The following is a 26,359-nucleotide window of genomic DNA, read 5'->3' as shown; positions in this document are numbered from 1 at the left end:
ATGCTTTTTATGTTTATCATTCCATAGCTGTGATGATTGTTTTAAAGATTCTGCAGAACCAAAACTAGTTTAAAGATTCTATCTTTTACATATATTATAAAAGATAGACAATTTATTTTTATCCAAGAAAATAAATATTATGGCCCATGCTAATATTGTGATGCATATAAATTTCAAACTTGGTTTTACACAGGGTGTAATCATAACAGCAAATATAAACAACATAGCTATAAAAAAAGGGAATTTTATTACTCTGAACAGATTAATCATCATTTTGTGTTTATAGCATGCAATAGCCAATAGAATTATACCAATTAACGACGCCCAACTCATAAACCAAGGCACTACAACCCATTGACTATCACTAAACCAGGCCATCAAAGTTCCGACACCTACTATAAACACACCCACAATCCTACTAACTGTGACCGGTCTAGTAGCACCAATGGCCAACAAGCCGTGCTTGAGAATAGCAAATATGGGAAGTGTAACTATGAAAGGAGTAAACCCTTGAAAGAAAGGAGCAGCTTCTGCCCATTGCTGGCCCAGGAGAGTGGTCAAAACAAGTTCAGGGAAAAGAAATACCAGTAGCCCGGCCAAAAACATTATCCTGCTAGCAAAAAAAAGGTTCCACTCCAGCCCCTTAGCAATCTTCTCCGGTTGGTTCTTGACTTTGGAAAAGACCGCAAACCCCACCTTGCCATAGAACTGGGAGAGCATGGTATTTGGCAAGTTAGAGACATAAAGGCTGCGCTCAAACAGACCAAGCGTGGCTGGACCGGCCAAGCTGCCCAGCACCAAATTTGGTGCCCGGTTAAAGAGCACCTCGCTCATGCGCATAAAAAACATGCCAAAGGAAAAACGCCAAATCTTTTTTGCTGTATTTTTATCAAAAGAAAAGCCGAACCTAAAGGGAGAAAAAATAAGGGATCCCAGAAAGACGAAACCTATAGCCATTACTTCCCGCAGCAGCAGGCTCCATTTACCAAGACCCCAAATGGCCAGTGCTATGGCCAGACAAATGGCAATGCTGCGGCCAAAGCCGGAGATGAAAGCACTTTTGCGAAAGGCAAAATCCTTTTCCAAGTAGGCCAAATAGACAGAGCCTGGGAACTGCAAGGATTTTATTAAACATAATACAACCAAAAAGATAGCCACATCGTGTGCGTATACATTTGTGGCCACCCAAGCTGATATAAGACCAATGACAGATAGAAGGGCTGTAAGCGCCCAAGCGAAAACGAGCCCGGTATCAAAAACCTTTGGCTGGTCCTGCAATTGTATGCACGCTTTGGCCAGGCCGAATCCTCCGATCATGAAAAGGATTTCGGAAATGGACATGGCCAGGGCAAAGATACCAAAATCCTCTGGAACCAAAAGTCTGGCTAGCCAGATGTTGCCCACAAAATTGATTATAAAGGCAATATACCTTATCCCGGCCATCCATAGACCACCCTGAATAGCAGACTTGGCCAGGCTCATGCCTTATAATATCCATATCGTCTGCCTGCCAAAGCAGTGATGGTTTGAACAATTTTTTGTGTTGATTTGGGCATATTTCTGCGCCATTTCTCGTCAAGGGATATCTCGTCAGTGCGATGCCGCATCTGATTGCCGGATATGGCATGGTTTTCTGCTTGGCGAAAATTATCAGGGTCATAGTCAGAGAAATCTATGCCAAACTTTTGATAAACAGCCTTCATGGTATCCTGAGGGTGAGACGCCAAATCCTCATAGCGGATGTGCATAGATTCCTTCAATGGGGCCTTTTTACAAACCAGATCAATAATACGGTTCTCAACTTCATAGCGAAGGCTCATGCGTACTGTTTTGCGTGTATCTGAAGAGTTGTTCTTGATCATGCTATAGACAAATGCACGGGGATCTTTGGTCAAATGAATAGCATAAATGGAAAAATATCCGGACATGGCTAGCCAATAAAGACGATAGGGGTCTTTTGAAGCATCAACCAAATACTCAACAGGCTTTTTGTCTTGGACCTTACGCTTAATTTCATTCATTACCCGGGCGTTCTCACGACCATAGCCCTCAAATCCATTTGTGTGGCTTAAAAACGATTTTTGGCTCATCAAAATCCGAAACAGTTCAGAATTACGCAGGACTTTTCCCTGACCATGTGATTCGCGAAATTTATGAATCGAACCTTCGGTTAACTGGTCATCAAATTTTTGTACAATATTACACCAGAAAGGGCATTCTTTAACATTTAGACCACAGCCGCAAGTCTGCCTGGGGGTCATTATCTCCCAAGGCAGGATTTGAAACTCGCCAAGTGTCCAAATTTTTGGATGGCAACCCAACAGGAGATCCAAAAGAGTTGAACCGGATCTGCCGTTGCTAGCTATGTATATGAGCTTGATTTTGTCCTCTTGCATCAAGTATCCTTTGATATTGTCCTATCATCTTGCGCCCATAATCGTCCCAAGTGAATCCAGAACTGACCTTTTCCTTGGCAGCTTGCCCCATCTGATAGCATATATCTTGATTCTCGTAGAGATAAAGAATTTTCTCTTTTATAGCTTCGACATCTCGTATGGGGATAACAAAGCCATCTTTGTTATCTTCAACGATGTCAGATGTACCTGTTTTTTCGGACCCAATTACTGGAAGGGCACAAGCCATTGCTTGAATAATGACCATCCCAAAACCATCATGAATTGATGGAAAGCAAAAAACATTACCTTGAGAATAATATTTATAAAGTTCGTTTTGAGGCTTATGGCCCTTAAGAAATATCTTTTTCGAATCATATTTCTTTAAAAAAGGTTCAATTTCTTGAGCCATACTTCCTAAATGCCAAAACTCAAAGTTTGGTAGATCTAGTTCATAAATAGCCTGTAATAAATAATGACTTCCCTTTTGTAGTGACAATCGTCCGGCATATATCACCCTAAAAATACTGTCTTCTTTTTCGATTTGTTTAAAATGTGTTAAATCTACGCCATATGGTACTTGAATCAATTTATTTTTATTTATGCCATGTTCAACAAAACTTTGAGATACAAAAGATGAAGGAATAGAAATGTAGTCAGCTTCTTCATATTCTTTCAATTCTTTCTCAACAATTTTATCTGGAGCTATCTTTGGCTTAAGACCATACTTCTCATATTCATCGGTCAACAGCTTTTGTTGAGTCAACATATGAGCAGAACCACGTTCAAGGATAGTAACTAGCCCCATCTGCTTGGCCTTTCTAATAGAATGTAAGCTATTGCTACTCCATCCCACAAAAATGTCAGCGTCCGAAGGTATATTACTAGCGGTTCTTTTATCAAAAATAAATTTTTGTGCAATTGTTGGTAAGTTACTACATAAATTAGGCAAACGTTGGATGGATCGCTTAAATATTTCTGTAAAAATTAAAGATTTGATTTGACTTTTTTTTATATTCCACTCTAATACCTTAAATTTTGGATAAGATGTTATCAACGAGTGTAGAACATTGTGCCTATGCAGCTGTATAGCCAAATCAAATGCATGAAACCGTCCATTTACTGATACTATCACTTTCATCTTAATTCTTTAATGTTAAATAGTATTTGAAACAATACTGATATATATACTAATATTTATAATCAAAGTCATCGACAATATCTGAACAGTGATATTGTATAGTATCAATAGCCCATTTAGGTATATCTTGTAAATATCCGAAATTAGCATGTTTGCTCACAGGCCACCATTTATTTCTACTTTTTGTTCCCAAAGGTATATTCATATTATAGGCAGGTAACTCATATCTCTCTTTATCCAAATCGCAAAAGTCCAATAAAGTATATACATACTTCTCAGGCTCTAAAACGAAATCTTCGTACCTTAATATATAATTATCTGTATTATCATCTAGATCGTTTAGGGCTATTGAATATGTGTTATACCAGTGCTCTACCGCCCATTGCAGAGCTTGTTTTTGATCAGGAATTTTAGCAAAATGTCTATATTTGTTGTTTTTTTTGGTTACTTCTCGCCAGCACATGGCAAACGGGTTGCGGATTAATAAAATGAATTTGGCATCTGGAAATATTTTCTTTAGTAAAGGGACCTTGAGCGCAAAAGATTGGCTCATATCGTGAAATCTTGCCAAATGCGGATCTTTCGCATAAGCACGAATACATCGTTTTAAGACATTGACAATTGAATTTTCCACATATTCTGACCAATGGCTTTCAGTCAATCTATACCAGGGTAATAATGCATTTGTAGCATATAGCCAGCTTCTTTCATATCCAAATGAGGGATGGTACTCTTCGGTTCCCAATAAATTGTTGTACCCCGGTGATCTTAATACCCATTCGTCAGGTAATTTTTTGAACCTTTGTATATTGTGTAGTTCATCTTCTCCACCCCAAAACATGTTATTTCCGGTAATATATACTACATCCGGGTGTTGCCGTAGCAAACGCGAGACTATCGTTCCACCCCCCCCCTGCGTGCCTAGCAAAAAAATCGGGCGTTCAATTTGTATACTATTTAATGGGTGATAAAAATTACGTGGATGTAAATATATCTTTCCCTTCCAATAATCATGAACTAATCTATCAACCACTCTTCTTAGAATGACCTCTTTTAAGCCATTATTTTGAATATAACTTTTGAGATTATGTAATCTATGCAATACATTCATTAGTTTTAACCTATTATTTTGCTTAAGATATACTGCAGTCGATCATGATGACTATACTTGCTTTCAATACACCTTTGCCTGCCAGCTTTCGCAATCTGTTGCCTTTCATCATCATGTTGCAAATAATAACTAACTTTTTCAAAAAGCTCTTCTGGATCATTTACATCAAAAAAAGATGCTTCAAAGTTTTCCTCAAACAGCCTTGAATGCTCCTCGGTTCTTTCAGCGAGCATAAAAGCGCCGCATGCAGGTATTTCCATAGTTCTATCAGTCTGCAAGTCTCTATTTATCTTACGCAGAAAACACAAATTTATCTTTGTCGCGCATATGGCTTTAACATAATCATCTCCGTAGACTGGTTTATTTTCCACCTGGAGATTGGGATGCTTGCCAACCCAATCTCCCCACCCATTTCCCCAAATACGAACCTTAATGCCATTATGTGCCAAGTAAAGCATTTTTTCAGCTCGATCTTTTTCGTAAGTTCCAATGAAGCCGACATCCGCACCAAATTTTTGGATATCTTGCTGCGTCAATTCGATAGGACGGTGACGGTATTTGTCATAGGCTTTATCGACAAAAAAAACCTTTCTAGCACCCAACGCTGGAAGCTCTTCAGAATTGCAGTTGTAACTCTTGGTGGTGATAACAATATCATACAGAGGAAGGCACTTTTTGTAATACCAGGACTGATTATGCCTGGCAAACATATCGTCTTCCGTATAAGACAGCAATTTTAAATAAGGATGAATTGTTTTTGCTTTTCTGAGCACGGAAGGCTTGACCATTAATCCCTTTTCAATCCAGATCAGATCGAAGTGATGTTTTTTTATGTGATCTGATATTCTATAGTTAATTTTTGTATTATCGAGAGGAAAACCCAACTTATGAAATATCCGATATAACAACTTATGATTTATATTATTGTATTTGTTATGGCTTATAAAAAAAGATAAACCAGTGACATCATGCCCAAGTTCTTTCAATGCATTATAGCGCTGGAATGATCGAGCTATCTCTTTTCGCAAATCACCTATAACCAGTATTTTCATTTTATACTTCACCTAGATCATGTACTTTATATTACTTGAACTCTTTTCCTTGCAGTTTATAAATTACTAGCCACAAAGAATGCGTAAAACATATAAATTATTTAATGAAGGTTTATTAAATTATATGAACGGCTGATAATGTCACTCTAGATTATGTAACTTGTTAAGTATTATATATAATTTAATACCCATTCAATAAATTAACTTGACGAAATGCTTTCATAAACATGCATGAGTTGTTTAACTGTGCTTTCCCAAGTAAATGATGTTGAACGCTTTTTTCCCTTTTCTACCAAATCCTGATAAAATACATCATCAGTTAAAATTCTATTTACCTTATTTGTCAACTCGTTCACATTATCAGCATCAGCGATTAAACCCGCATTTCCAACAACTTCCGGGAGAGAGGCTCTGTTTGAAGTAACTACAGGGGTCCCGCAGGCCATTGCTTCAAGGGGTGGACGCCCAAAACCTTCATACCAGGAAGGAAACAGCAAACAGTCTACAGCTTTGTAGACTTCAATCACTTCTTTTCTTGGAAGATTTTGCAAGCAAATAGGAAAGTTTTTCAAGTTAGCTTTTTTTATTTGCTGGTCCCAATTCATAGTCTTTCTACCAAGTCGTACAAGCTGAACAGGCTTCCTGGATATCTCTTGTAAGCCTTCAATAACCTTTAAACAGGTTTTATGGTTTTTATATTCCTGTTGGCCTGTTATGAGAATCAGGTGCGTACTGCAATCAGGAAAATTAAGCATTTGCCTTGGAATTTGTTTGTTATTTATCGACACATTATGAAATTCAGGGTCTAGTCCTTGATAAATAACATTTATTTTATCTGGATTTATATTACATAAACGAATTAAATCATTTTTTGTGCTATGACTGTTAGCAATAATTTTTCTTGCTCTGGATAATGCCTTAAATGAAAACTCAGCGAGCCTGGGCCGGTGTGAATAGGTCATTCCAGGTATCTCATTATTCCAGGCTAACATTGGTATCAAATCATGAACTGACACTACTGTACGGTTTGGATCAAGTGTATACAGAAGGTGTCCATAACCTTCTTCCATGATATGATTAATTTCACCTTGGCTTTTTTTAGCTTGCAAGGGATATCCAATGTAACGGGCTGCCCTCATTCTTAGATTAATCTTATCTGGAAGTTTGTTGATAATAGAAGGAATCTTAGGCTGAAATCTATAAATTTTATAGCTTTCATTTATAAATTTTAATAAATAGGTCTCTAAAAAGTCGGAAAATATGTCTATACTGGTTCTTTTATCTTCCTTGAAATCTTGATACAAAGTGACTGTTTTAAGTTTTTGAACCATAACCATTTTACTGGACTCGTTGTTTTTCTGAGTTCACACCCTTGACTGCTACAGCAGTAAAATTCTGGCTAAAAATTTCATTTTTCGATCCTGTTTCTGCAGCAAGGATAAAGCGAAAGCAACTTCTTATGATATTCCATAGGACCCAGCGTAATAAACTAATCAAACCATGCACAGGCGGACTATCTTCGTAACAATTAATTTTGCTAAATCCTGTCAATTGCAGAATCTGTTTTAATGAACTCTGCGTAAAAGATTGTTCATGAGTATAGTCCCCGTAGCGCATCCGTCCTCCAAATGGTGATGCAGCGTTGGGCATATGAAGGATAAGCCCCCCCCTCATTGGGGTGCATTCGGTAGCGGTAAATTTCAAGGAAGTTGTCGCTTCTAGGCTGCAGACTTTTCCGCTTTAGAGGTTCTGTGTTTATTTAGGGTGACCGCTACCGTCGTAGCCCATTGCCTGGTCTGTCCAGACCACCTCTCAGGCTGTTTTTGCCTTGCTCTTTGATATACGGCCCGACGATTGGCCAGAATGGCTTTGTCCTGCCCTGTATGCCGCTCGTTTGGAGTGACATATTCCAGCTTACTGTGCCGGTGTTCAAAGTTATACCACTGCACAAAGCCTTCTACCCATTCTCTGGCCTCGCTCACGCATTGAAACGGCCTGTGGGGATACCAGGGACGATATTTCAGGGTCTTGAACAAAGATTCCGAATAGGGGTTGTCATTGCTAACGTGGGGCCTGGAAAACGAGGGCATGACGCCCAGTTGCTGCAAGGTGGCCAACATCGTGGCTCCTTTCATGGGCGAGCCGTTGTCCGAGTGCAGAACAAGCTGTTCCCGGGCCACGCCTTCCTGGTAGCAAGCTTCGCGGATCACTTCGCTAGCAAGTGTCGCATCCTCTCTGTCATGCACCTGCCAAGCTACGACTTTTCTGCTGTAAAGGTCCATGACCATGTAGAGATAGAAAAAGCTGCCCTTGGTTGCACTTGGTAAATACGTGATGTCCCAAGTCCAGATCTGATTAGCATCTGTAGCAACAAGCTCTGTTGGCTTTTGATGCTTCTTGGGGTTTGAGTCTTGCCTATGTGTATTTTGGCCGACTTCTTTTAATATGCGGTACATGGAGGCCTCAGAAGCAAGGTATTTTCCTTGATCCGCCAGCTCGGCAACAATCTGGTGAGGTGTTTTATCCCTGAATTCTGCACTGCTCAGAACTTTTAAGATCCTTTGCCGCTCTATTTCGCTGATCTTATTGCTTGGGAATATACTGGAGCCTTTACGCTTGTCCTCGATTGTTTCAGGCTGCCGCCAGCGCTGGAGAGACCTGACTGAAATGCCTAATATTTCACAGGCTTTTTTCATTCTGGCTCCAGCCCTACAAGCCTCGTCTATCAAGGTAATCGCATACTTCTTCATTTCAGGGGGTATCAATCGTCCTCGTTGTCCCCCCAGATTGCATCGGCTTTTTTTTTCAGCACCAACAAGGCGCTGGTTTCAGCAAGGGCCTTATCTTTTCGATTTAATTCGCTTTTGAGTTCTTTGATCTCTTTTTTCAGTTGTTTGGATGTTGTCTTTTCGGCGCTAGGTTGTTCTTGGGCAAGTTCTTTGCGCCATTTTTCCAGATGGTGGGTGTGTAGTCCTTTTTGCCTACACCACGCCCCCAATTCTTCATCAGAGAGCTTAGCCGCTTCGAGAAGGGCATTGAGTCGCTCTTCCCTGGTCCAATCTTTGGGGCGCTTTTCTTTCTGGGCCATGCCAGGGGCTCCTGAGTTTTTTGCATTTTTGATCCAGCGATTTAGAGAGGAAAGCCCGACTCCGTACTCCTTTGCAATTTGCTTTGTGGTGCTGTGTCCCGTCAACGCTTGATGCACCGCTGCTTCTTTCATTTGCTTGGGAAGATGAGGAGGCATATCAAAAACTCCAAGCCCCTTGTATTTTTTGCAAAATTAAGCACAAAAAGGTGAGGCGCTTCCTCCGGGAGGCCCTAGGGCCTCCCGGAGGGCCGGAAATCCCGATAGCGCCCCGAAGCGACAACTAGCCTGACACATGGGGTAGCTGCGACCATTTTCAAAAAGCCAAATTTTTTAAATAACCCGCTGTTATTTATTGAAAAGTGGCAATAAATACTGTAATATCTCCGCAAATTTACCGGAGGTATTGCCATGCAGACTGCTTTAGACCAGAGTGATTTTTATAAAGACCGTGCGCACCGGAAGTATTTTAGCGATATGAAAGAATTATTTGACTACGTATACGATATTATTGATGTTCCCGGGATGTCACTTTTTGAAAATATTGAAAAACTCCGGGAACATAAGCTATATAACCTTGACCCGAAAATGTTGAAGGCAATCATTGAGACCAAGCTAGAGCAATGTTTTTCTAGCTTTGAATGCCCTATATGTGGTCGTAAATGTTCTCATAATAGAAAATCAAAGAGACACATCGAAACTACTTACGGAACCATATCATTTGATTCACCTTATTATAAATGTAAAAATTGCGATAAATTTTATGAACCGTACGTCTCTGCGTTGAATCTTCGAAAGGGAAAGTACCAATACGACGTCCAAAAAATTGTCGCCAAAGTGGCCTCGTCGGTGCCTTTCGATGAAACGGCGGAAATTCTGTACGATACACATGGCCTTTCTCTCTCCCAGGCCACCGTTCATGAACTGACCAATGAGTTGGCCGCCCATGCACGACTTGAGGAGATTACCCCAGAAGCAGCAACCATCCATGAGATTATCGAACAGGCTATCCGCCCCAATAAAGCTAGGCCGGTGCTCGTTTTTGCCGCAGATGGAGCCATGTCGCCAACTCGAACAGAAAACGGCAAGCCCAATGCGTGGAAAGAGGCCAAGGGTATACGGGTCTACTTGCTTGATGGGCAGCATTTAGCCCAAGTGCTGAGTTGGCATCAGATATGCGACAAACACCGCTTCAAATCCTTTTTGCAGCTGATTAAACAGCAAAGCCTTTTTCGGGTGCATTCGGTAGCTGCGACCGTTTTTAAAAGGTTCCTCACACAAATCTGTGCCTGACTTGAGGCCAAAAACTTGAAAAGCATGAGCCCTCTCGGGTATTTAGGTAGTTACCACACAAACCTACCACCCAGGAGGAACTCATGCTCGTGTCCCAGTTAACCAAATTGACGCTGGATATTCAAGGATTTCGTGTCGGTCGAGTTCAAGGTGATACGAGCGGGATCACCGTAGATATAGCCCCGGACCGGCGTCATCTGCTCTTTTGCAGCCGCTGCGGCAGCGCTGCCAAGTATCGGGATACCCTTAAAAGCCGCTATTTTCGCCATGTCCCTCTTTGGGGAATCCCTGTATGGCTCAGGTACAGCCCCCGCAGAGTTCGGTGCGGACATTGCGGCATCAAGGTGGAGTATTTCCCCTGGAGCACTGGCAAACATCGGTTCACAACGGCTTTTGCCCACTTCCTGGCTTCATGGGCCAGATTACTGCCCTGGAAACATGTGGCGCAGCTTTTTGGCTGCTCCTGGGGCACCGTAGCCGCTGCAGTTGCCCAGATGGTCGAGTATGGTTTGGACCACCAAGACCTGTCGAATCTGACCCACATTGGGATTGACGAAATCTCCCGAGAAAAGGGCCAAGTATACCTAACCAATGTCTACGACCTAAATACCTCCAGTCTCGTATGGAGTGGGGAAAAACGGACAAAGGCAACAATCACCAACTTCTTCACCTCGCTTGGTCCTAATAAGACCGATAAGCTTGAAGGGGTCTGTTGCGACATGTGGGAACCGTACGCCCAGGTTATACGAGAAATGGCCCCGAAATCGACGATGGTCTTCGACAAATTCCACATTGTCCGGCATCTCAACGAAGCCGTTGATCAGGTCCGCAGAGACGAGATCCGGGAAAAGGGCCAAAAGCACAAGGACCTGGTTAAAGACACCCGGTATATCTGGCTCAAGAACCCGTGGAATCTGACTGACAAGCAGGCATCTCGGTTGAGCGCACTGGAAAAACTCAATCTCAAAATCAACAGGGCGTATTTACTCAAGGAATCATTCCGCCAGTTCTGGTCGTATGAGTGCAGAGCTTCAGCCAAAGAGTTCCTCGACAAGTGGTTCTGGTGGGCGACACATTCCAGGCTGAAGCCAATGCGAAATTTTGCTTGGATGCTGCGCCGCAAAGAAGAAAATATTCTCAGTTATTTCGATATGCCCATCAGCAATGGCTCGGTGGAAGGCCTCAACAATAAGGCTAAGGTCATCAGTCACAGAGCATACGGGTTCAGATCAGCCAAGAATTACATCCGGAATCTGTACCATTGCATGGGCGGGCTCCCTGAACCCCAAATTATGCACAGATTTGTGTGAGGAACCTTTTAAAAAGTCAAATTGCCAAATAAGCAACTGTTATTTATTGAAAAGTTTCGATAAATACTGTAATATCTCCGCAAATCTACCGGAGGTATTACCATGCAGACTGCTCTAAATCAGAGTGATATTTATAAAGAACGTGCTCATCGGAAGTACTTTAGCGATATGAAAGAATTATTTGACAACGTATACGATATAATTGACGTACCCGGGCTGTCACTTTTTGAAAATATTGAAAAACTCTGTGAGCATAAGCTATACAATCTCGATCCAAAAATGCTGTCTGCGATCATTGAGACCAAGCTAGAGCATTACTTTTCTGGCTTCGAATGCCCTCTATGTGGTTGCAAGTGTTCTCATAATAAAAAATCAAAGAGACATATCGAAACCACTTACGGAACCGTATCATTTGATTCACCTTATTATAAATGCAAAAACTGCGATAAATTTTATGAACCGTACGTCTCTGCGTTGAACCTTCGAAAGGGAAAGTACCAATACGACGTCCAAAAAATTGTCGCCAAAGTGGCCTCGTCGGTGCCTTTCGATGAAACAGCGGAAATCTTGTACGATACGCATGGCCTTTCCCTCTCCCAGGCTACAGTTCATGAGTTGACCAATGAACTAGCCGCCCATGCTCGACTTGAAGAGATCAGCCCAGAAGCAGCAACTATCCATGAGATTATCGAACAGGCTACCCGCCCCAATAAAGCCAGGCCGGTGCTTGTTTTCGCCGCAGATGGAGCCATGTCCCCAACTCGAACAGAAAAAGGCAAACCCAATGCGTGGAAAGAGGCCAAAGGTATACGGGTCTACTTGCTTGATGGGCAGCATTTAGCCCAAGTGCTGAGTTGGCATCAGATATGCGACAAACACCGCTTCAAATCCTTTTTGCAGCAGATTAAACAGCAAAACCTTTTCCCGGAAGACAAAGTTCGGATCTGCTGTATAGGCGACGGAGCCGGGTGGATATGGGAGGCGATGGAAGAGGCTTTTCCAGACGCACGGCAAATTTTGGATTATTACCATTGCCAAGAACATATCCACGAATTTGCCAACGCCCGCTTTGCTGACAAGGCAGCCCGGGACAAGTGGCTGCGTGAAACGACAAATCGGCTCTTTCAAAATAAACTGAGCAGTGTTCTCGCTGGATTGAGGCGAATGAAGCTCACCGGCGAGGCAGCAGAGAAGCGAGACGCTCTGTGCTCGTATTTGTCAAAGAACAAGGACCGCATGGATTACGGGAAAGCCAAGCGGGGCGGCTATCCTCTGGGCAGCGGGGCCATAGAAAGCGCTAACAAATTTATAAGCCACATACGGCTCAAACGCTCAGGAGCCTGGTGGAAAGTCGACCTGGCTAACAATATCCTGGCCTTGCGCTGTTCGAGGTACAACAAATCCTTCGATCGCTTCTTTGCCGCCTATGAAAAAAGCCAGCGGCAGGACTTAGGGTCGGCTCAGCCCCACTTGTCGCTTTGTCAAGGGGGTCGTCGCAAGTAGCGAATGCACCCGCCTTTTTCCGGAAGACAAGGTTCGGATCTGTTGTATAGGCGACGGAGCCGGGTGGATATGGGAGGCGATGGAAGAGGCTTTCCCAGACGCACGGCAAATTTTGGATTATTACCATTGCCAAGAACATATCCACGAATTTGCCAACGCCCGCTTTGCCGACAAGGCAGCCCGGGACAAATGGCTGCGTGAAACGACAAATCGGCTCTTTCAAAATAAACTTGGCAGTGTTCTCGCTGGATTGAGGCGAATGAAGCTCACCGGCGAGGCAGCAGAGAAGCGAGACGCTCTGTGCTCGTATTTGTCAAAGAACAAGGACCGCATGGACTACGGGAAAGCCAAGCGGGGCGGCTATCCTCTGGGTAGCGGGGCCATAGAAAGCGCTAACAAGTTTATAAGCCATATACGGCTCAAACGCTCAGGGGCTTGGTGGAAAGTCAACCTGGCTAACAATATCCTGGCTTTGCGTTGTTCGAGGTACAACAAGTCCTTTGACCGCTTCTTTGCCGCCTATGAAAAAAGCCAACGGCAGGACTTAGGGCCGGCTCGACCCAGTCTTTCGCTTTGTCAAGGTGGCGGTCGCAAGTAGCGAATGCACCCCCTCATTGAGGACCAAATTAATCTTATCCAATAATTTCAGCAATTCCATTTTATTGAAATGCTCAATCACGTCTATGGCTATTATAAGATCGTATGTATTATTTGCACTTTCCTCAAGCTCTTGCATAAGATCTTTTTGACGTACATTGCTGATTCCAAATTTTTTAGCGATATCGACCTGTTCACTTGAGAAATCAACCCCTTGGATATTTGTATATCCATATTCTGACATCTTTCTGATAAAAGCCCCATGGCCACACCCAAGTTCTAATATTGGGGCATCATCTTTATCAGCTGGAAAGTGTTTTTTAATGATACGCTTGTACAAAGGATCACGGCTTTGACTCCGTCCTTGACTTACCTCTCCAACATGCGAGCTTACATATCTTTCGTATAAACGTAGGCGGTAATCCTTCATGAGTTTGGCCCTATGGTTTTAGGCATCAAACAATTTTCCTTTCAAGTATGCGTCAAAATATTCAATAGTACGAGGCAGACCTTCTTCCAACCCAATTTTGGGCTCCCAGCCTAATTTTTCTTGAGCAAGCTTAGTTTCTGGCTTGCGCTGTTTGGGGTCATCCTCTGGGAGTGGTTCAAAGATCAGTTCTGACTTGGACCCAGTCAACTCAAGTACCTTTTCCGCCAATTCACGAATGGTGAACTCGCCTGAATTGCCCAGATTCACCGGCCCTGTAAATTCGTCTTCGGTATCCATCAAGCGTATGAAGCCTTCTATCATATCATCCACATAGCAAAAAGAGCGCGTCTGTTCTCCTTGACCGTAAATAGTAATAGGTTCGTTTTGCAAAGCCTGGACAATGAAATTGCTGACCACGCGGCCGTCGTGCATATACATTCTCGGCCCATATGTATTGAATATACGGGCTACCTTGATAGGCAGGTTATGTTGCCGATAATAGTCAAAACACAAAGTCTCAGCGCAACGCTTTCCTTCATCGTAGCAGGCCCTGCGGCCAATAGGATTTACATTGCCCCAATAGCTTTCCGGCTGGGGATGAATTGTAGGATCGCCGTAGACTTCCGAGGTAGAAGCCTGCATTATCTTGGCTTTAACCCGCTTGGCCAGTCCCAACATGTTGATCGCCCCGTGAACAGATGTCTTTGTTGTCTGCACTGGATCCAACTGATAATGAATGGGACTGGCAGGGCAAGCCAAGTTGTAGATCTCATCCACCTCCACATATAATGAGAAGGTGATGTCGTGGCGCATGAATTCAAAGCGGGGATTATTCATCAAGTGGTAGATGTTTTCCTTGTTGCCGGTAAAACAATTGTCCATACAGATGACTTCATGCCCGTAGTTGAGCAATCGTTCACAAAGATGAGAGCCAAGGAATCCGGCCCCTCCGGTGACTAGTGTTGTTTTGCGCACAATCCAATCCCCATATTGATGCTAAAATAAATACTCATCGAACGCCCCTTGAGATAAACACATTTACTCATCAAGCGCAAAACACCGCTCCCAGTCCATGCCCGTGTCATCCTCGGTAGCGAAAAGTGCCCACAAACCGATTGCCTTAAATGCGGCCTCTGATGAACCCGCTTGAGCTAGAGTCATGTCGCTCGCCGAAAATATTTGCTCGAAATACATTCCAATATTGCTTTCTGCTCCAAGCCTGTCCGCTGCAAACAGTTTTAAAAGGGTCGCGCCACCTCTACGATGATCTTTTTTGGCCACAACCACCCCCAAAGATAGAAAAAACAAAATCAGATGTCTTCTTATCGGGAATTGAAGCAACCCACTATTCACAAAAGCCGGATTTATCCAGAGTCGGAGCTGCTGAAGCCAATCAAATGCTATCAAACAATCTCAGCACAAAGTTATTTCCTGCGCCTAAAGCGCCGATTTCCACCTTAACCAGCACTGGAATTGCGAAGTAGCGCTCACCCCAAAATTGAGTGAATCCTAACATTTACTCCCAAGGAGAAAAAGGAATGACTTTTCGGACTGCGGTGCCCTTGAGCTTAAACGAAGGCACCAGGTATGTAAAAATATTCATGTTCTCTTCAAGATACCTGAGAGTATTTTCCAAATCACTTTCTTTGCCTTTTTCGATATCATAATACACTTGTTTTCTTTCTTGGCTAAATATAAGTATCAAGAAAACAAACTTATTTTGAATCCGATACAAATGACCCTGGCCAATCGCATCTTTTAAACCAGCATATGAAATATATTTTAGCTCTACTGCAATACCATCCGAGCCGATTGTCATATCAGGCCGATGATGTTTCCCGAAACAATACACGCTTTGGACGTGGTTATCACGATCCACCTGGGAATATATTGTTTGGTTATATTTTTCCTTAGCGTTTAATAGCGTGACAGCAAAGCCTTGCTCAAACGATCTTTCATTTGCCCCGGTGGTTTGAAAAGGAAATTTCATGACCATGTTGTGTAGCGTTTCCGCATCTTCCCATGTCTTACCGCGCCTTCTCACTGGAGCAAAACTCATTGCCTGCGTCTCCTTGTTCTGTGATCGGGGCCAGGCCCACGCAAGACACCTGAGGCAGTAAGACAGGCCTAAAGAAGGGAGGTTTTGGGCGGCCCGCCCATTTTGGAGACAAAATGAACCGTGAACGGCGGAAGTTTCTCTCGCCAAGGCCCTAAAGGCACCAAAATTTTCTCGCAAAGCCCTCTATGCCATTAAGGGCGTCTTCGCCCGGGCGCGAGGCATCTCTTCCTGCTTCGGACCGCCAGGCGCCGGCCTGGCTCTTCATCCCCCTACAACCGCCAAAACCGCCGATCGGCTTGAACAACCTTCATCCCATCGGCCACCGAATTCACATCAATTTTTATCCCGCCCTTTTGCACAAGGGTTCATTATTACAAAATGATCGGGCATAGCTAATTTTTCATCCGCCCATACACATCTTCCAACCGCACAATGTCATCCTCACCCAGATAGCTCCCGGTCTGGACCTCGATCAGCTCCAGATTGAACTTGCCCACGTTTTCCAATCGGTGGGTCGCGCCAAGGGGCAGGTACACGGACTGGTCTTCGGTGAGCAGGATTTCCTCGTCATCTTTGGTCACCTTGGCCGTGCCGGTGACCACAACCCAGTGCTCGGAGCGGTGGAAATGCTTTTGCAGGGAGAGGACTTGGCCGGGATACACGGTGATGCGTTTGACCTGGTAGCGGTGGCCGCAGTCGATGCATTCATAGTTGCCCCAGGGGCGGAAAACTTTGCTGTGGACGTTAACGACCTCGCGTTGTTGGTCTTTAAGAGCCGAAACCAGGGTTTTGACTTCCTGAACGCGGTCCAAGGTGGAGACCATGATAGCGTCGCTGGTTTCCACCAGCACAAGGTTTTCCACGCCCAGGGCGGTCACCAGCCGGGCGTTGGAATGGATATAGCTGGAGCGCACGTCCACGGCCTGGACGTCGCCGACAAAGACGTTGCCGTCCGGGTCCTGGTCCAGGGTCTCGTGGAGCGCGGCCCAGGAGCCGACATCGCTCCAGCCGCAGGCCAGGGGCACAACCATCGCCCGATCGGTCTTTTCCATAACCGCGTAGTCGATGGAATCCTCGGGGCTGGCCGCGAAAGCGGCTTCGTCGAGGCGGGTGAAGTCGAGATCATTGCGGGCGTGCTGGACGGCGTTTTGGCAGGCCTCAAGGATAGCCGGCTGGTGGCGGCCGAGTTCTTCCAGATAGGTGGAGGCCTTAAACAGAAACATGCCGCTATTCCAGACGTAGCCGCCGGCGTCCAGATAGCTTTGGGCCGTGGCCTGGTCCGGCTTTTCCACGAATTCGAACACGGGCACCGCGTCAGGCTCGTCACCGTCGAGATCCATGCGGATGTAGCCGTAGCCGGTCTCCGGGCAGTCCGGGACAATGCCGAAGGTAACCAGGCCGCCTTGCTCTGCGGCGGCGCGGCCGGAGGCCACGGCCTGGGCGAAGGCGTCCTGGTTGGCGATATGGTGGTCGGCCGGCAGGACGAGCAGGAGCGGATCCTCGCCAGCGGCCTGGGCGGTGAGCGCGGCCACGGCGATAGCCGGGGCCGTATTCCGGGCCACCGGCTCAAGAAGAATGTGTGCAGGAGTGGCACCCGCCTCCTGGGCCTGGGCCGCGACCATGAACCGGTGCGCCTCGTTGCACAGCAGCATCGGCGCCCCCGCGTCCGGGATGGATTGCAGACGGCTGAGTGTGGCCTGCAAGAGCGTCTCCTCCCCGCCGAGCATGGGCAGGAGCTGCTTGGGGTACAGCTGCCGGGACATCGGCCACAACCGCGTGCCTGAGCCGCCGCAGAGGATGACGGGGACAATGGGCGAGGGGTGTGTCGGAGATGGTGCGGTGTTTTGGGGCATAACGTTAGCTGAAAGCAAGTTTTATGTTTTAGGGAAGAGAAGCCAAGCTGCGAAGAGTGTCTCACGCCAAGTCGCCAAGGCACGAAGGGGGTAGAAGCATTTTCCTCCGCGAAGGCACGCTAAGCCCCGCGAAGGGAGGCACAAGGCGGATTCCGTTTGCCCGTCCAGGAAGAAGAACCTGGCCGGGCAAGGGCGCCTCGTTCATTGCCCATTCACGATCAGAGCTTCTGGTTCCGCAGGGAACCTCGGGTAAGCGGCTCGGGGACTCAATCCACCGCCTGCCTTTTCTCCCCACCCCTTGGTGACTTTGTGGCTTGGCGTGAAGAATTTCCTCGCACAAAGACACTAAGGCGCAAAGGAAGACAAAAGGCGAATTCCTTTTTGCCCGTCCAGGAAGAGGAGCCTGGCCGCAGTCAAGGGGCGCCTCGTTCATTACCCATTCACGATCAGAGACTCTGGTTCCGTCGGGAACCTTGGCAAGCTTTGGCCAGGGGCTTCGGAACTGCAAGATGACAAAGAACACAATCTGAAAAAAACACTGCAGCGTGTGCACCGAACGGGCAGTGAGGGGAGCGCCGCCGGGCCAGCGGGTCTTCTGCCGCTGGGACGGCCTCATCTCTACTCCTCATGCCTTCCTTCGTGCCACTTCGCGTACCTTCGCGGATAAAAATCTTTGTGGATTTCATCCAAGAGCCAAGCCGACGCCTGGCGGTCCGAAGAGTTTTTTTTCAACACTCAGAATCGCTCCTATGCCGCCTCACTTCGCAGAAGAGGCCAAGCGCCCTGTTTAGAGGCCTCAAGGATAACAACTTCAACGATAGTGCCATCCTCAGCATAGCTGATATGTGTATTCCAGTCCTGCGAGGTTTCTTTGGCTATTTTTTTCTCAGAAAGACGCACAACAAGAATATCGTCAGCTTCTTCGTAACTTACTCTCATGACTCCACCTCCCACTGAAAATGGTGCATCACTGTCTTTATTATCAGCTTCTTCTCAAGAGAAATAGCTATACAGACAAGATTATCATTGCGCTCAGGAAAATTCATGGCGATCCATAACCGAGTAGTATCTTTGTAGCGTGCCGTTCCGTTTTGAAGCAGATACTCGATATCCGCATCGGTTAGTCCCCGCTGAGACATACGCTCTCGTGCATGGCGATTAAAATATACATCAAGGCCAAATCGCTGGCAAAACATACTCTAGGCACCTTGGTAGCGTGTAAAATATCTAAAAACTACGGTCGGGTAACTTGTTCAGGTATATCCCCCGGTAATTCGAGTACAAGGATGGCCAACGCAACTGGCTACCGGGCCATACTCTTCCCTGTGCGAACGAAAGAATACAATTTCTGGTGGCACGAGGGCCTAGTGCAAGACACACGGGCGGCTGGAACCGCTTACGGGCAGAAGGAAGAAGATATTTAACCGCCCGCTCCTTACAGTCGCTCGACATGCGGGACAAGAGCCATTCACCGCGGCGGACCGTTGCCGCGGTCAAAGGGGCCTCGTTCATTACCCATTCACGATTGGAGCTGCTGGTTCCGCAGGGAACCTGGCTAGCCTTGGCCAGGGGCTTCGAAACTGCAAGATGACAAAGAACAAATCTGAAAAAAAACTGCAGCGTGTGCACCGAACGGGCAGTGAGGGGAGCGCCGCCGGGCCAGCGGGTCTTCCCTTCCGCTGGGACGGCCTCATCTCTACTCCTCATGCCTTCCTCCGTGTCCCTTCGCGTACTTCGCGGATAAATCTTCAAAGATTTTTCTCACGCAAAGTCTCCAAGGCGCTAAGGGCAAAGGCTTGTAGGGCCAAGAGCCATTGGTTTCGAAGACATCCGTGTCGTTAATGTTACGGTTGCGGAATCAACAAGGACTTTTGCGATTCGTTTTTCCCGTACCATGCCCCTTCTCCTGCTTCCTTGGTGCCTTCGCGGCTTGGCGTGCCACTCTTGCCTCCGGGGGGCGTCACGGCGACTATTCGACCATCCGTCCGCCTCAGCGGACGATGAACCACGGATTCAACAACTCCTCCCGGTTGTAGCGCAGGCGCTCGCCTGTCTCCCAGACCGTCACCGACTTCCCGGCCATCTCGGCGATGGCTTGGCCGGCGGCGGTGTCCCACTCCATAGTCGGACCGAGGCGGGGGTAGATGTCCGCGGAGCCTTCGGCAACGCGGCAGATCTTGAGCGAGCTGCCGGCAGCGGTAAAATCGACCGCGCCGTAGTGCTGGCGCATATCCGCAACAAAGGCTTCAAGTTCAGGGGTGGCGTGGGAGCGGGAGCCGACGATAACCAAGGCCCGAGGCGACGGAATCCCCATCGGCTGGGGCAGTTCCACCGACTGGGCGCGGAGAGAGTCCAGATCCGCAATCGCTGCGTCCGGCGGCAGCTGGCAACGCCACGCGCCGAGGCCGGCACAGGCCCAATAACACGTCTGGGTGACCGGGACGTAGATGACGCCCAAGACCGGGAGGTGGTCCTGAACAAGCGCGATATTAACTGTGAATTCGCCGTTGCGCTTGATGAATTCTTTGGTCCCGTCCAGGGGATCCACGATCCACAGCTCCGGCCAAGCGGAACGCTCGCTGTAGTCGATGGCTTTGCCTTCTTCGCTCAGGATCGGCACCTCGGTCGGTTCCAAGGCCGCCTGAATAACAGCGTGCGCTTGGCGATCGGCCCGGGTCAGGGGCGAGTCGTCGCTTTTCATCTCCACGTCGAAATTTTCCGTCTCGTAGACGTCGAGGATAGCGCGGCCGGCGTGAAGGGCGGCGTGGACGGCGGTCAGGAGATAAGCTTGGGGGTCTGACAGGGACATAGACGCGGTATCTCGATTCGTTTTAGAGGTCGAAAATTTTCAGGCACAGCGCCCGGCGAAGGTGATGGCTAGCAGAGCTTCAGCCAACATTCAAATGGGTTTTTCAGGCAATGATACAGCGATGTTGAACCGGCTCTGCTCGCTATCCGTGCTTATTCGTGTCCGTCGTGGGCAGAAATGCACGAATTTTTCTCACACAAAGACGCCAAGGCACCAAGGAAGCTAAAGAATTTTTTCTCCGCGAAGGTACGCCAAGCCCCGCGAAGGGAGGCACAAGGCGGATTCTGTTTGCCCGTCCAGGAAGAGGAACCTGCCCGGGCAAGGCGCCTCGCTCACGCCTGGTTCACGATCAGAGCTGCTGGTTCCGCAAGGAACCTGACATGCCCCCGCTATGCCTCGAAACTCCGAGATGGCAAAGAACAGGCCCCGAAAAACGCTACACCGCCTGCGCCCGAACGGGTAGTGAGGGGAGCGCCGCCGGGCTGACCGGAAGGCTCCTGAAGCAACCCCTCTCGTCATAGCGCTGCAGCCAGAGGAAAGTCCGGGTGTAGTGGCTGAGGATTTCTACAAGCCCCTGGCCGGCTTGGGCGTCCAGCGCGGGCGCAGCTGCAGCCTTGCGAACGAGTTGGAGGGCCGCTTCCAGTTCTCGGGCGTTTTCCTCGAAACGATGGCGGTTGATGGTATAGCCCCGGGTCAGATGCTCTTTGAGGACTCGGTTCGCCCATTGACGGAACCGAACACCCTGCTGGGATTTAACCCGATACCCCACGGAGATGATAACATCTAAAGAGAACTCCGCGACTGGTTTGTCCGAGGAGGCAATATGCATTTTTTGCATATTGGTCTCCCGCTCAAGCTCCCCTTCGTCAAAGACGTTTCGGACATGACGCGAAATAACGGACTGGTCTCGTTGAAAGAGCGCGCTCATCTGGGCTTGGGTCAACCAGACGGTCTCTTCCTTCACATGGACCTCGAAGATCCCGGACTCAGCCTCATAAATGGCGATTTCGCCTGCCCTACGCCCTTGCTCCATGCTTTGAATCCTCTTGTCTGTTCAAGGCCCCACCCCGAATGTCCTTGAACTGGTCGCGCAGTTCCTGGATCTGCACCTGCTGGCACTCGTATGTGTCTCCAGTGTCATGGTCCCCATGTGTCAGGCTCGTTGTCGCTTCGGGGCCCTCCCACGAAACTGCTCCTGGGCACGAAGGGGGCAGAAGAAAGAGGAAGATATTTAACCGCCCGCTCCCGCTGGTCGCTCGACACGCGGGACGAGAGCCATTCACCGCGGCGGACTGTTGCCGCGGTGAAAGTGCGCCAATATGGCCACGGGGTATTTCCCAGTTTGGATTCGTGCCCACATGCGTGAATTTGACTGGCCGCAGTGGAAACCTAGAGCAAAGGCACAAATCATTGCGGCTCTTGGGCCCCGCAACGGTCCGCGGGGGCCAAATCCACCGTCTGCCTTTCCCGTCGAGTGAGCGCTAGCGAACGGGCGGCTAATACTCTTGGAAGAAAGATTTGTAACTGCCCGCTTCTTGCAGTCGCTCGACACACGAGCCGGGAGCCATTCACCGCGGCGGACCGTTGTGGCGGTCCGAAGAGGCAAAAGACAATGCTCGTGCTATGCCTTGCTATCAGCGTGGATCGGCGTGATCGGCGGTGAAAGAACCCTGGATTCCGGCCTCCGCCGGAATGACGGAGCGGGCTGGACACGGACTTCTGCCTCGCACCTAAAGTCAGGAATCGATTTCGATACCGATCCCGATAGCGATTTCGATGGACTTATCCGCTATCCGCAGCGTTCTATCGTCTTCGTGCCTTCGCGTCGTGGCGTGCCAGATATTTTTACTTTGCGCGTAATTCGGCGACAAATCCGCCATAACGCGCATTTGCCCTCGCCCTACCCCTCCACCTCGTCCTGGAGGCGAGCGATCTCTGCCTTCAACTCCTCGTATTCCCGCAACTTGCGGTGCAGAAACCGCTTGGTCAGTCTGGCGCGGGCCTCTATGCCTTTGGGGGTCAGGACGTAAAAATAGCGCCCCTTGTCCGGGTTGCGGTAAAAATTTTCCGCCTTGACCCAGCCCTTTTCAATGAGCGCGCGGAGGCAATAGTTGGTCTTGCCCAGTGAGACGCCAAGCTCTCGAGCCAGTTGGCGCTGGGATATTTCCGGATTGGCCTCAAGGGCCTTCAAGAAGTGGTAATGTGTCGAATCATCCATGCCTTGAACCGAAAGAAACAAGTGTTCAACAAATGAACGGGTACTGAGTTCACTACTTACAGTCAAGGGGGAGACCAGTCAACTCTCCAGAGCGCCCCCACCCCAGCTGCTCATATAACAACATGAAATATTTACATCTCCGCCGAAAAATTTTCTGACAAGCTTCCAAGCCGGACTTGCCATCGCCTTCGTGTTTCCTTACAAAAGCTCCTTTTCCTCTCGCACGCCATCTCTGGAGTATAAATATATGACAAAAATAGACGAACACTCCGATAAAACGAAAGAAATCATCTATATCGCCCACCCCGGGCAGGTGTCCCCTCAGGCCGACGATGAGATCGATCTCGTCGAACTCTGGCTGATTCTGTGGAGGCGCAAATGGCTTGTTGCCGGTGTGACCATCCTGGCCACACTGGCAGCAACATTCATCACTGTGTTCGGCATCCAGCCTGCATACAAGGCCACGGCGACCATCCGGGCTGTCGAGACCGAGGAATTTTCCAACAAAGACTTTCTGGAATCTGTGCTGACATCCAATATCTTCAAACGGAAAGTTATTGAGCAAAACTCCCTCTTGCCCCACTATTTTCCTGAAAAATGGAACCCGCAAGAAGGGACTTGGCGCAGCGGGGTGGACATCCCGACAAGCACCCAAGTGCTGGCCAGCGGGCGGTTCCCGCTCAAGATCCAAACCAGCGGCCACGAAATTTCCCTGACCTGGACTGATGCCGATCCACATTTTGCCGCCAATCAGCTTGAGAAGACCCTGGATGTTTTCCGAAGCCATCTCAGCCAGGCCACGCCAGCGGAGACAAAACAGATTGCAACCATCGATACGCACATCCAATCGCTCCAGGAAATCAAAGGTGCTACCGAAGCCCCTGAAGAATTGAATATCGAGCTGGCATCGCTAATTCGGAAAAAGGCCGAGTTGGAATCCCAGCGGGACCTGTATCAGTCCTTTACGCTCATCAACGAACCGTTGCCGCCGTCATCACCAACCAAGCCACGAACACAACTCATTCTCGCCTTGACCTTGGCGACATCGCTTTTTGCCGGTGTCTTCCTGGCCTTCCTGCTGGAGTTTATCAAAAACGCCAGGCAGCGCATCCGGGAAGGGTATTACGAGAAGGAGTAAGAAGGACCGCAGGGTGTTGATCCTGGGCCGTCCGGCCACAGCCCAGGGGGAGCCGATACATTGCAAATCGCACTTGCCGGTGCGGGCTCTGTCACCGGCACCGGAATCAGTTACTCCTTCAAACTCAAAGCCACCTGCCCTTTTTCCGGGAACACCCGGAGGACGCGGATGCGGGGCAGGTACTGGTTCACCGCCAGCACCTCCAGGGGATGACTGACCCGGCTGTGGCTCAGCTCGGAGATATGGATCAGGCCGTCGTTTTTGAGCCCCACATCGACAAAGGCCCCGAAGTCCACGATGCTGCGCACCACGCCGGAGACAATGTCCCCTTCCCGCAGGGCCTCGATATCCCGGACATCGTCGCGAAACGGCACGGCCGGCAAGGTCTGCCGGGGATCAAAGCCCGGTTTTTGCAGTTCAAAGACAATGTCCGTCAGGGTCTGCCTTCCCACGCCGAGCTTTGCAGCAATGGGCCCGCAGTCCTGGACGCTGAGCACGTGGGGGTCGTACTCCTCGCGCAGTCGCGTGGCCGCTCCGTAGCTCTCCGGGTGCACCCCGGTGTTGTCCAGCAGGTCCCGCCCCTGCCGGATCCGAAGAAATCCGGCGCATTGTTCAAAGGCTTTCGGCCCCAGCCCGGCAACCCGGAGCAGGTCCTTTTTGCCGCCAAACGGGCCTTTCGTCTCACGGTCCGCGACAATCCCCCGCGCAAGCTTGGGCCCCAATCCGGCGACATAGCCGAGCAGGGCCGCGGAAGCGCTATTGACCTCCACGCCGACCTGATTGACCAGATCCTCAATGGTTTCGTGCAGCTTGCGCGCCAGGAGCTTCTGATCCACATCGTGCTGGTACTGCCCGATCCCCAGGGATTTGGGGTCGATCTTGACCAGTTCGGCCATGGGGTCCCGCAGCCGCTGCGCGATGGAGATCGCCCCGCGCAGGGTCACGTCCAGATCCGGGTATTCGGCCTGGGCCAGCTTGGAGGCGGAATAGACCGAGGCTCCGGCTTCAGAGACCACGGTGTATTTAAGTCCCAAGCCCTGGTCACGGTTCAGTCCGGCGAAAAACTCCTGGGTCTCGCGCGAGGCGGTCCCATTGCCGATGGCCACGCCCTGCACCTGGTGGCGGCGGACCAGCTCGCGCACTGTGGCCGCGGCCCCGCTGACATCGTTTTGCGGCGGGGTGGGAAAGATGACCCCGGTTTCCAGGAGCTTACCGTTGGGGTCGATGACCGCCAACTTGCATCCAGTGCGGTAGGCCGGGTCCACGCCCATAAGCACCTGACCGCTCACCGGAGGCGTCATCAGCATCTGGCGCAGATTGGCCCCGAAGACGGCCACCGCCTGCCGGTCCGCCCGCTCCTTCAACTCGGCATGCATCTCCCGCTCCACCGCCGGAAACAGCAGCCGTTTGAGACCGTCCTGATACGCGGCCCGGAGCAGTTCCGCTACTGACGTGGCCCGCTTGGGGATCTTGCTGCGCAGGATATTCGCCAGCGTGCGCTCGAGGTCCACCCGAATGGCGACCCGGAGCTGCTTGTCCCGCACCCCGCGCATAATCGCCAGATACCGGTGCGAGACCACCCCGGCGAGTTTCTCCCGGTAGTCGCCGTACCCGGCGTAGACGCCTTGGGTATCAAACGCTTTGCCGGGTTTGACCTCCAGCACGCCGTGGCGCCGGACCTGGTTGCGCAGGACCTCCCGCTCCCGCGGGTCATCGCTCAATCGCTCGGCGAGGATGTCCTGGGCACCTTGCACCGCCTGGTCCACATCAGCGACCTCTCCCCCCACATAGGCCCGGGCCTTGTCCCGAAACGCGGCTTCGGACAAAGCCGCCTGCTGCAACACATCGGCCAGCGGCCCGAGGCCCTGGGCCAACGCCCGTCCGGCCCGGGTGCTCTTTTTCTCCTTGTAGGGACGGTAGATATCTTCCACTTCGGTCAGACTCTGCGCCCCGTCGACCTTGGCGCGGATAGCGTCTGTGAGGTGGCCCCGCTCCTCGATCAAGCGCAGCACCGCAGCCTTGCGCTCCAGGAGCCGCTCGGCCGAGCGGTAGGCCTCTTCAAAGGCGCGCAACTGCTCCTCTTCAACGCCGCCGGTCTGGTCCTTGCGGTACCTGGCGATAAAGGGAATGGTGGCCCCGCTCTCAAAAAGGGCCAGTATATTGCCCACAGCCTTGGCGGGAATGCCCGTCTTCTCAACAAGATACGTATGAAGTGCGTCCATGCCAGTACAATCCTTGCTGTACATCCCGGCCTGCCCGGGAATGCTGCAAAACGTGAAGGGAACTTGGGCCAAGCTCCCTTTGTCCTCTCGGTGCGGACACTCCTTAGTGCCCCACTGTCTCCCGCAGGGTCTTGACCAACCGTTC

21 protein-coding genes and 2 pseudogenes are annotated in these 26,359 nt (G+C 49.1%); 5 read left to right on the top strand and 18 right to left on the bottom strand.

The features are described 5' to 3' along the window. Positions 1 to 78 precede the first annotated feature (78 nt). The 7 genes from DRET_RS01880 to DRET_RS01850 form a co-directional block, all read right to left on the bottom strand. Complete coding sequence (locus DRET_RS01880) at positions 79 to 1,482, bottom strand: oligosaccharide flippase family protein (protein ID WP_015750842.1); 1,404 nt, start codon at positions 1,480 to 1,482, stop codon at positions 79 to 81. Beyond that, a complete protein-coding gene (locus tag DRET_RS01875) occupies positions 1,479 to 2,396 on the bottom strand; it encodes a sulfotransferase (protein WP_015750841.1) in 918 nt (305 codons plus the stop codon). Before DRET_RS01875 ends, DRET_RS01880 begins: the two co-directional genes overlap by 4 nt. Continuing rightward, positions 2,359 to 3,534 (bottom strand): glycosyltransferase family 4 protein, encoded by a 1,176-nt coding sequence (locus DRET_RS01870; protein ID WP_015750840.1) that lies wholly within the window; start codon positions 3,532 to 3,534, stop codon positions 2,359 to 2,361. Before DRET_RS01870 ends, DRET_RS01875 begins: the two co-directional genes overlap by 38 nt. Before the next feature lie 49 nt (positions 3,535 to 3,583). After that, positions 3,584 to 4,645 carry a sulfotransferase family protein gene (locus DRET_RS13230; protein ID WP_015750839.1) on the bottom strand — a complete coding sequence of 354 codons (1,062 nt, stop codon included), beginning with the start codon at positions 4,643 to 4,645 and terminating at the stop codon, positions 3,584 to 3,586. Between the two features lie 5 nt (positions 4,646 to 4,650). After that, positions 4,651 to 5,697 carry a CgeB family protein gene (locus DRET_RS01860; protein WP_015750838.1) on the bottom strand — a complete coding sequence of 349 codons (1,047 nt, stop codon included), beginning with the start codon at positions 5,695 to 5,697 and terminating at the stop codon, positions 4,651 to 4,653. A gap of 200 nt (positions 5,698 to 5,897) precedes the next feature. After that, positions 5,898 to 7,034, bottom strand: a complete 1,137-nt coding sequence (locus tag DRET_RS01855; protein WP_015750837.1) for a glycosyltransferase family 4 protein — start codon at positions 7,032 to 7,034, stop codon at positions 5,898 to 5,900. Between the two features lie 381 nt (positions 7,035 to 7,415). Beyond that, positions 7,416 to 8,941, bottom strand: a protein-coding gene (locus DRET_RS01850) for an IS3 family transposase (RefSeq protein WP_425248167.1) whose coding sequence is annotated in 2 segments (ribosomal slippage) — positions 7,416 to 8,503 and positions 8,503 to 8,941 — 1,527 coding nt in all. Because the reading frame shifts where the segments join, the coding sequence is not laid out codon by codon here. A gap of 252 nt (positions 8,942 to 9,193) precedes the next feature. On the opposite strand from DRET_RS01850, the pseudogene DRET_RS01840 reads away from it, so the two are divergent. The 4 genes and pseudogenes from DRET_RS01840 to DRET_RS13220 all read left to right on the top strand — a co-directional run. Beyond that, positions 9,194 to 10,015 (top strand): annotated as a pseudogene (locus tag DRET_RS01840) (ISKra4 family transposase); the annotation flags it as partial. A gap of 143 nt (positions 10,016 to 10,158) precedes the next feature. Beyond that, entirely contained in the window at positions 10,159 to 11,385 is a 1,227-nt protein-coding gene (locus DRET_RS01835) for an ISL3 family transposase (RefSeq protein WP_015750833.1), read from the top strand. Between the two features lie 102 nt (positions 11,386 to 11,487). After that, the gene (locus DRET_RS13225; RefSeq protein WP_015750832.1) at positions 11,488 to 12,888 is read left to right on the top strand and encodes an ISKra4-like element ISDere1 family transposase; all 1,401 of its coding nucleotides are present in this window, start codon (positions 11,488 to 11,490) and stop codon (positions 12,886 to 12,888) included. Between the two features lie 13 nt (positions 12,889 to 12,901). After that, positions 12,902 to 13,486: pseudogene (locus DRET_RS13220) on the top strand (ISKra4 family transposase); the annotation flags it as partial. On the opposite strand, the gene DRET_RS01820 reads toward DRET_RS13220, so the two are convergent. From DRET_RS01820 to DRET_RS01770, 10 genes are all read right to left on the bottom strand, one after another. Beyond that, positions 13,433 to 13,915: a class I SAM-dependent methyltransferase gene (locus tag DRET_RS01820; RefSeq protein WP_083777061.1), complete on the bottom strand. Its 483-nt coding sequence runs from the start codon at positions 13,913 to 13,915 to the stop codon at positions 13,433 to 13,435. The pseudogene DRET_RS13220 and the gene DRET_RS01820 sit on opposite strands and share 54 nt — an antisense overlap. Before the next feature lie 18 nt (positions 13,916 to 13,933). After that, positions 13,934 to 14,890: a UDP-glucuronic acid decarboxylase family protein gene (locus tag DRET_RS01815; RefSeq protein WP_015750830.1), complete on the bottom strand. Its 957-nt coding sequence runs from the start codon at positions 14,888 to 14,890 to the stop codon at positions 13,934 to 13,936. A 63-nt stretch (positions 14,891 to 14,953) separates the two neighbouring features. Further along, a complete protein-coding gene (locus tag DRET_RS01810) occupies positions 14,954 to 15,322 on the bottom strand; it encodes a hypothetical protein (protein WP_041281824.1) in 369 nt (122 codons plus the stop codon). Positions 15,323 to 15,431: 109 nt separating this feature from the next. Next, positions 15,432 to 15,974: a hypothetical protein gene (locus DRET_RS01805; RefSeq protein ID WP_015750829.1), complete on the bottom strand. Its 543-nt coding sequence runs from the start codon at positions 15,972 to 15,974 to the stop codon at positions 15,432 to 15,434. Between the two features lie 392 nt (positions 15,975 to 16,366). Next, on the bottom strand, positions 16,367 to 17,827 hold the full coding sequence (locus tag DRET_RS01800; protein WP_015750828.1) for a mannose-1-phosphate guanylyltransferase/mannose-6-phosphate isomerase: 1,461 nt from the start codon (positions 17,825 to 17,827) through the stop codon (positions 16,367 to 16,369). A gap of 747 nt (positions 17,828 to 18,574) precedes the next feature. Further along, on the bottom strand, positions 18,575 to 18,766 hold the full coding sequence (locus DRET_RS01790; protein ID WP_015750825.1) for a DUF2283 domain-containing protein: 192 nt from the start codon (positions 18,764 to 18,766) through the stop codon (positions 18,575 to 18,577). Continuing rightward, positions 18,763 to 19,023: a DUF4258 domain-containing protein gene (locus DRET_RS01785; protein ID WP_083777058.1), complete on the bottom strand. Its 261-nt coding sequence runs from the start codon at positions 19,021 to 19,023 to the stop codon at positions 18,763 to 18,765. The genes DRET_RS01790 and DRET_RS01785 overlap by 4 nt, the downstream gene beginning before the upstream one ends. Before the next feature lie 794 nt (positions 19,024 to 19,817). Then, positions 19,818 to 20,636, bottom strand: coding sequence for a 3'(2'),5'-bisphosphate nucleotidase CysQ (gene cysQ / locus DRET_RS01780; protein WP_015750822.1), 819 nt, complete (start codon positions 20,634 to 20,636; stop codon positions 19,818 to 19,820). A gap of 436 nt (positions 20,637 to 21,072) precedes the next feature. Next, positions 21,073 to 21,669: a virulence RhuM family protein gene (locus tag DRET_RS01775; protein WP_015750821.1), complete on the bottom strand. Its 597-nt coding sequence runs from the start codon at positions 21,667 to 21,669 to the stop codon at positions 21,073 to 21,075. Between the two features lie 867 nt (positions 21,670 to 22,536). Further along, complete coding sequence (locus DRET_RS01770; RefSeq protein ID WP_015750819.1) at positions 22,537 to 22,854, bottom strand: MarR family EPS-associated transcriptional regulator; 318 nt, start codon at positions 22,852 to 22,854, stop codon at positions 22,537 to 22,539. A gap of 247 nt (positions 22,855 to 23,101) precedes the next feature. Here DRET_RS01770 and DRET_RS01765 point away from each other — a divergent pair, with 247 nt between their 5' ends. Next, entirely contained in the window at positions 23,102 to 23,992 is an 891-nt protein-coding gene (locus tag DRET_RS01765) for a Wzz/FepE/Etk N-terminal domain-containing protein (protein WP_015750818.1), read from the top strand. A 110-nt stretch (positions 23,993 to 24,102) separates the two neighbouring features. Here DRET_RS01765 and DRET_RS01760 read toward each other — a convergent pair whose 3' ends face one another. Next, positions 24,103 to 26,214, bottom strand: coding sequence for a helix-hairpin-helix domain-containing protein (locus DRET_RS01760; protein ID WP_015750817.1), 2,112 nt, complete (start codon positions 26,212 to 26,214; stop codon positions 24,103 to 24,105). Positions 26,215 to 26,359: the final 145 nt, after the last annotated feature.

The sequence above is a fragment of the Desulfohalobium retbaense DSM 5692 genome (assembly GCF_000024325.1).
Lineage (GTDB): Bacteria > Desulfobacterota > Desulfovibrionia > Desulfovibrionales > Desulfohalobiaceae > Desulfohalobium > Desulfohalobium retbaense.
Note: the sequence above shows the minus strand (reverse complement) of the source record. Positions and strands in the feature narration are given on the sequence as shown.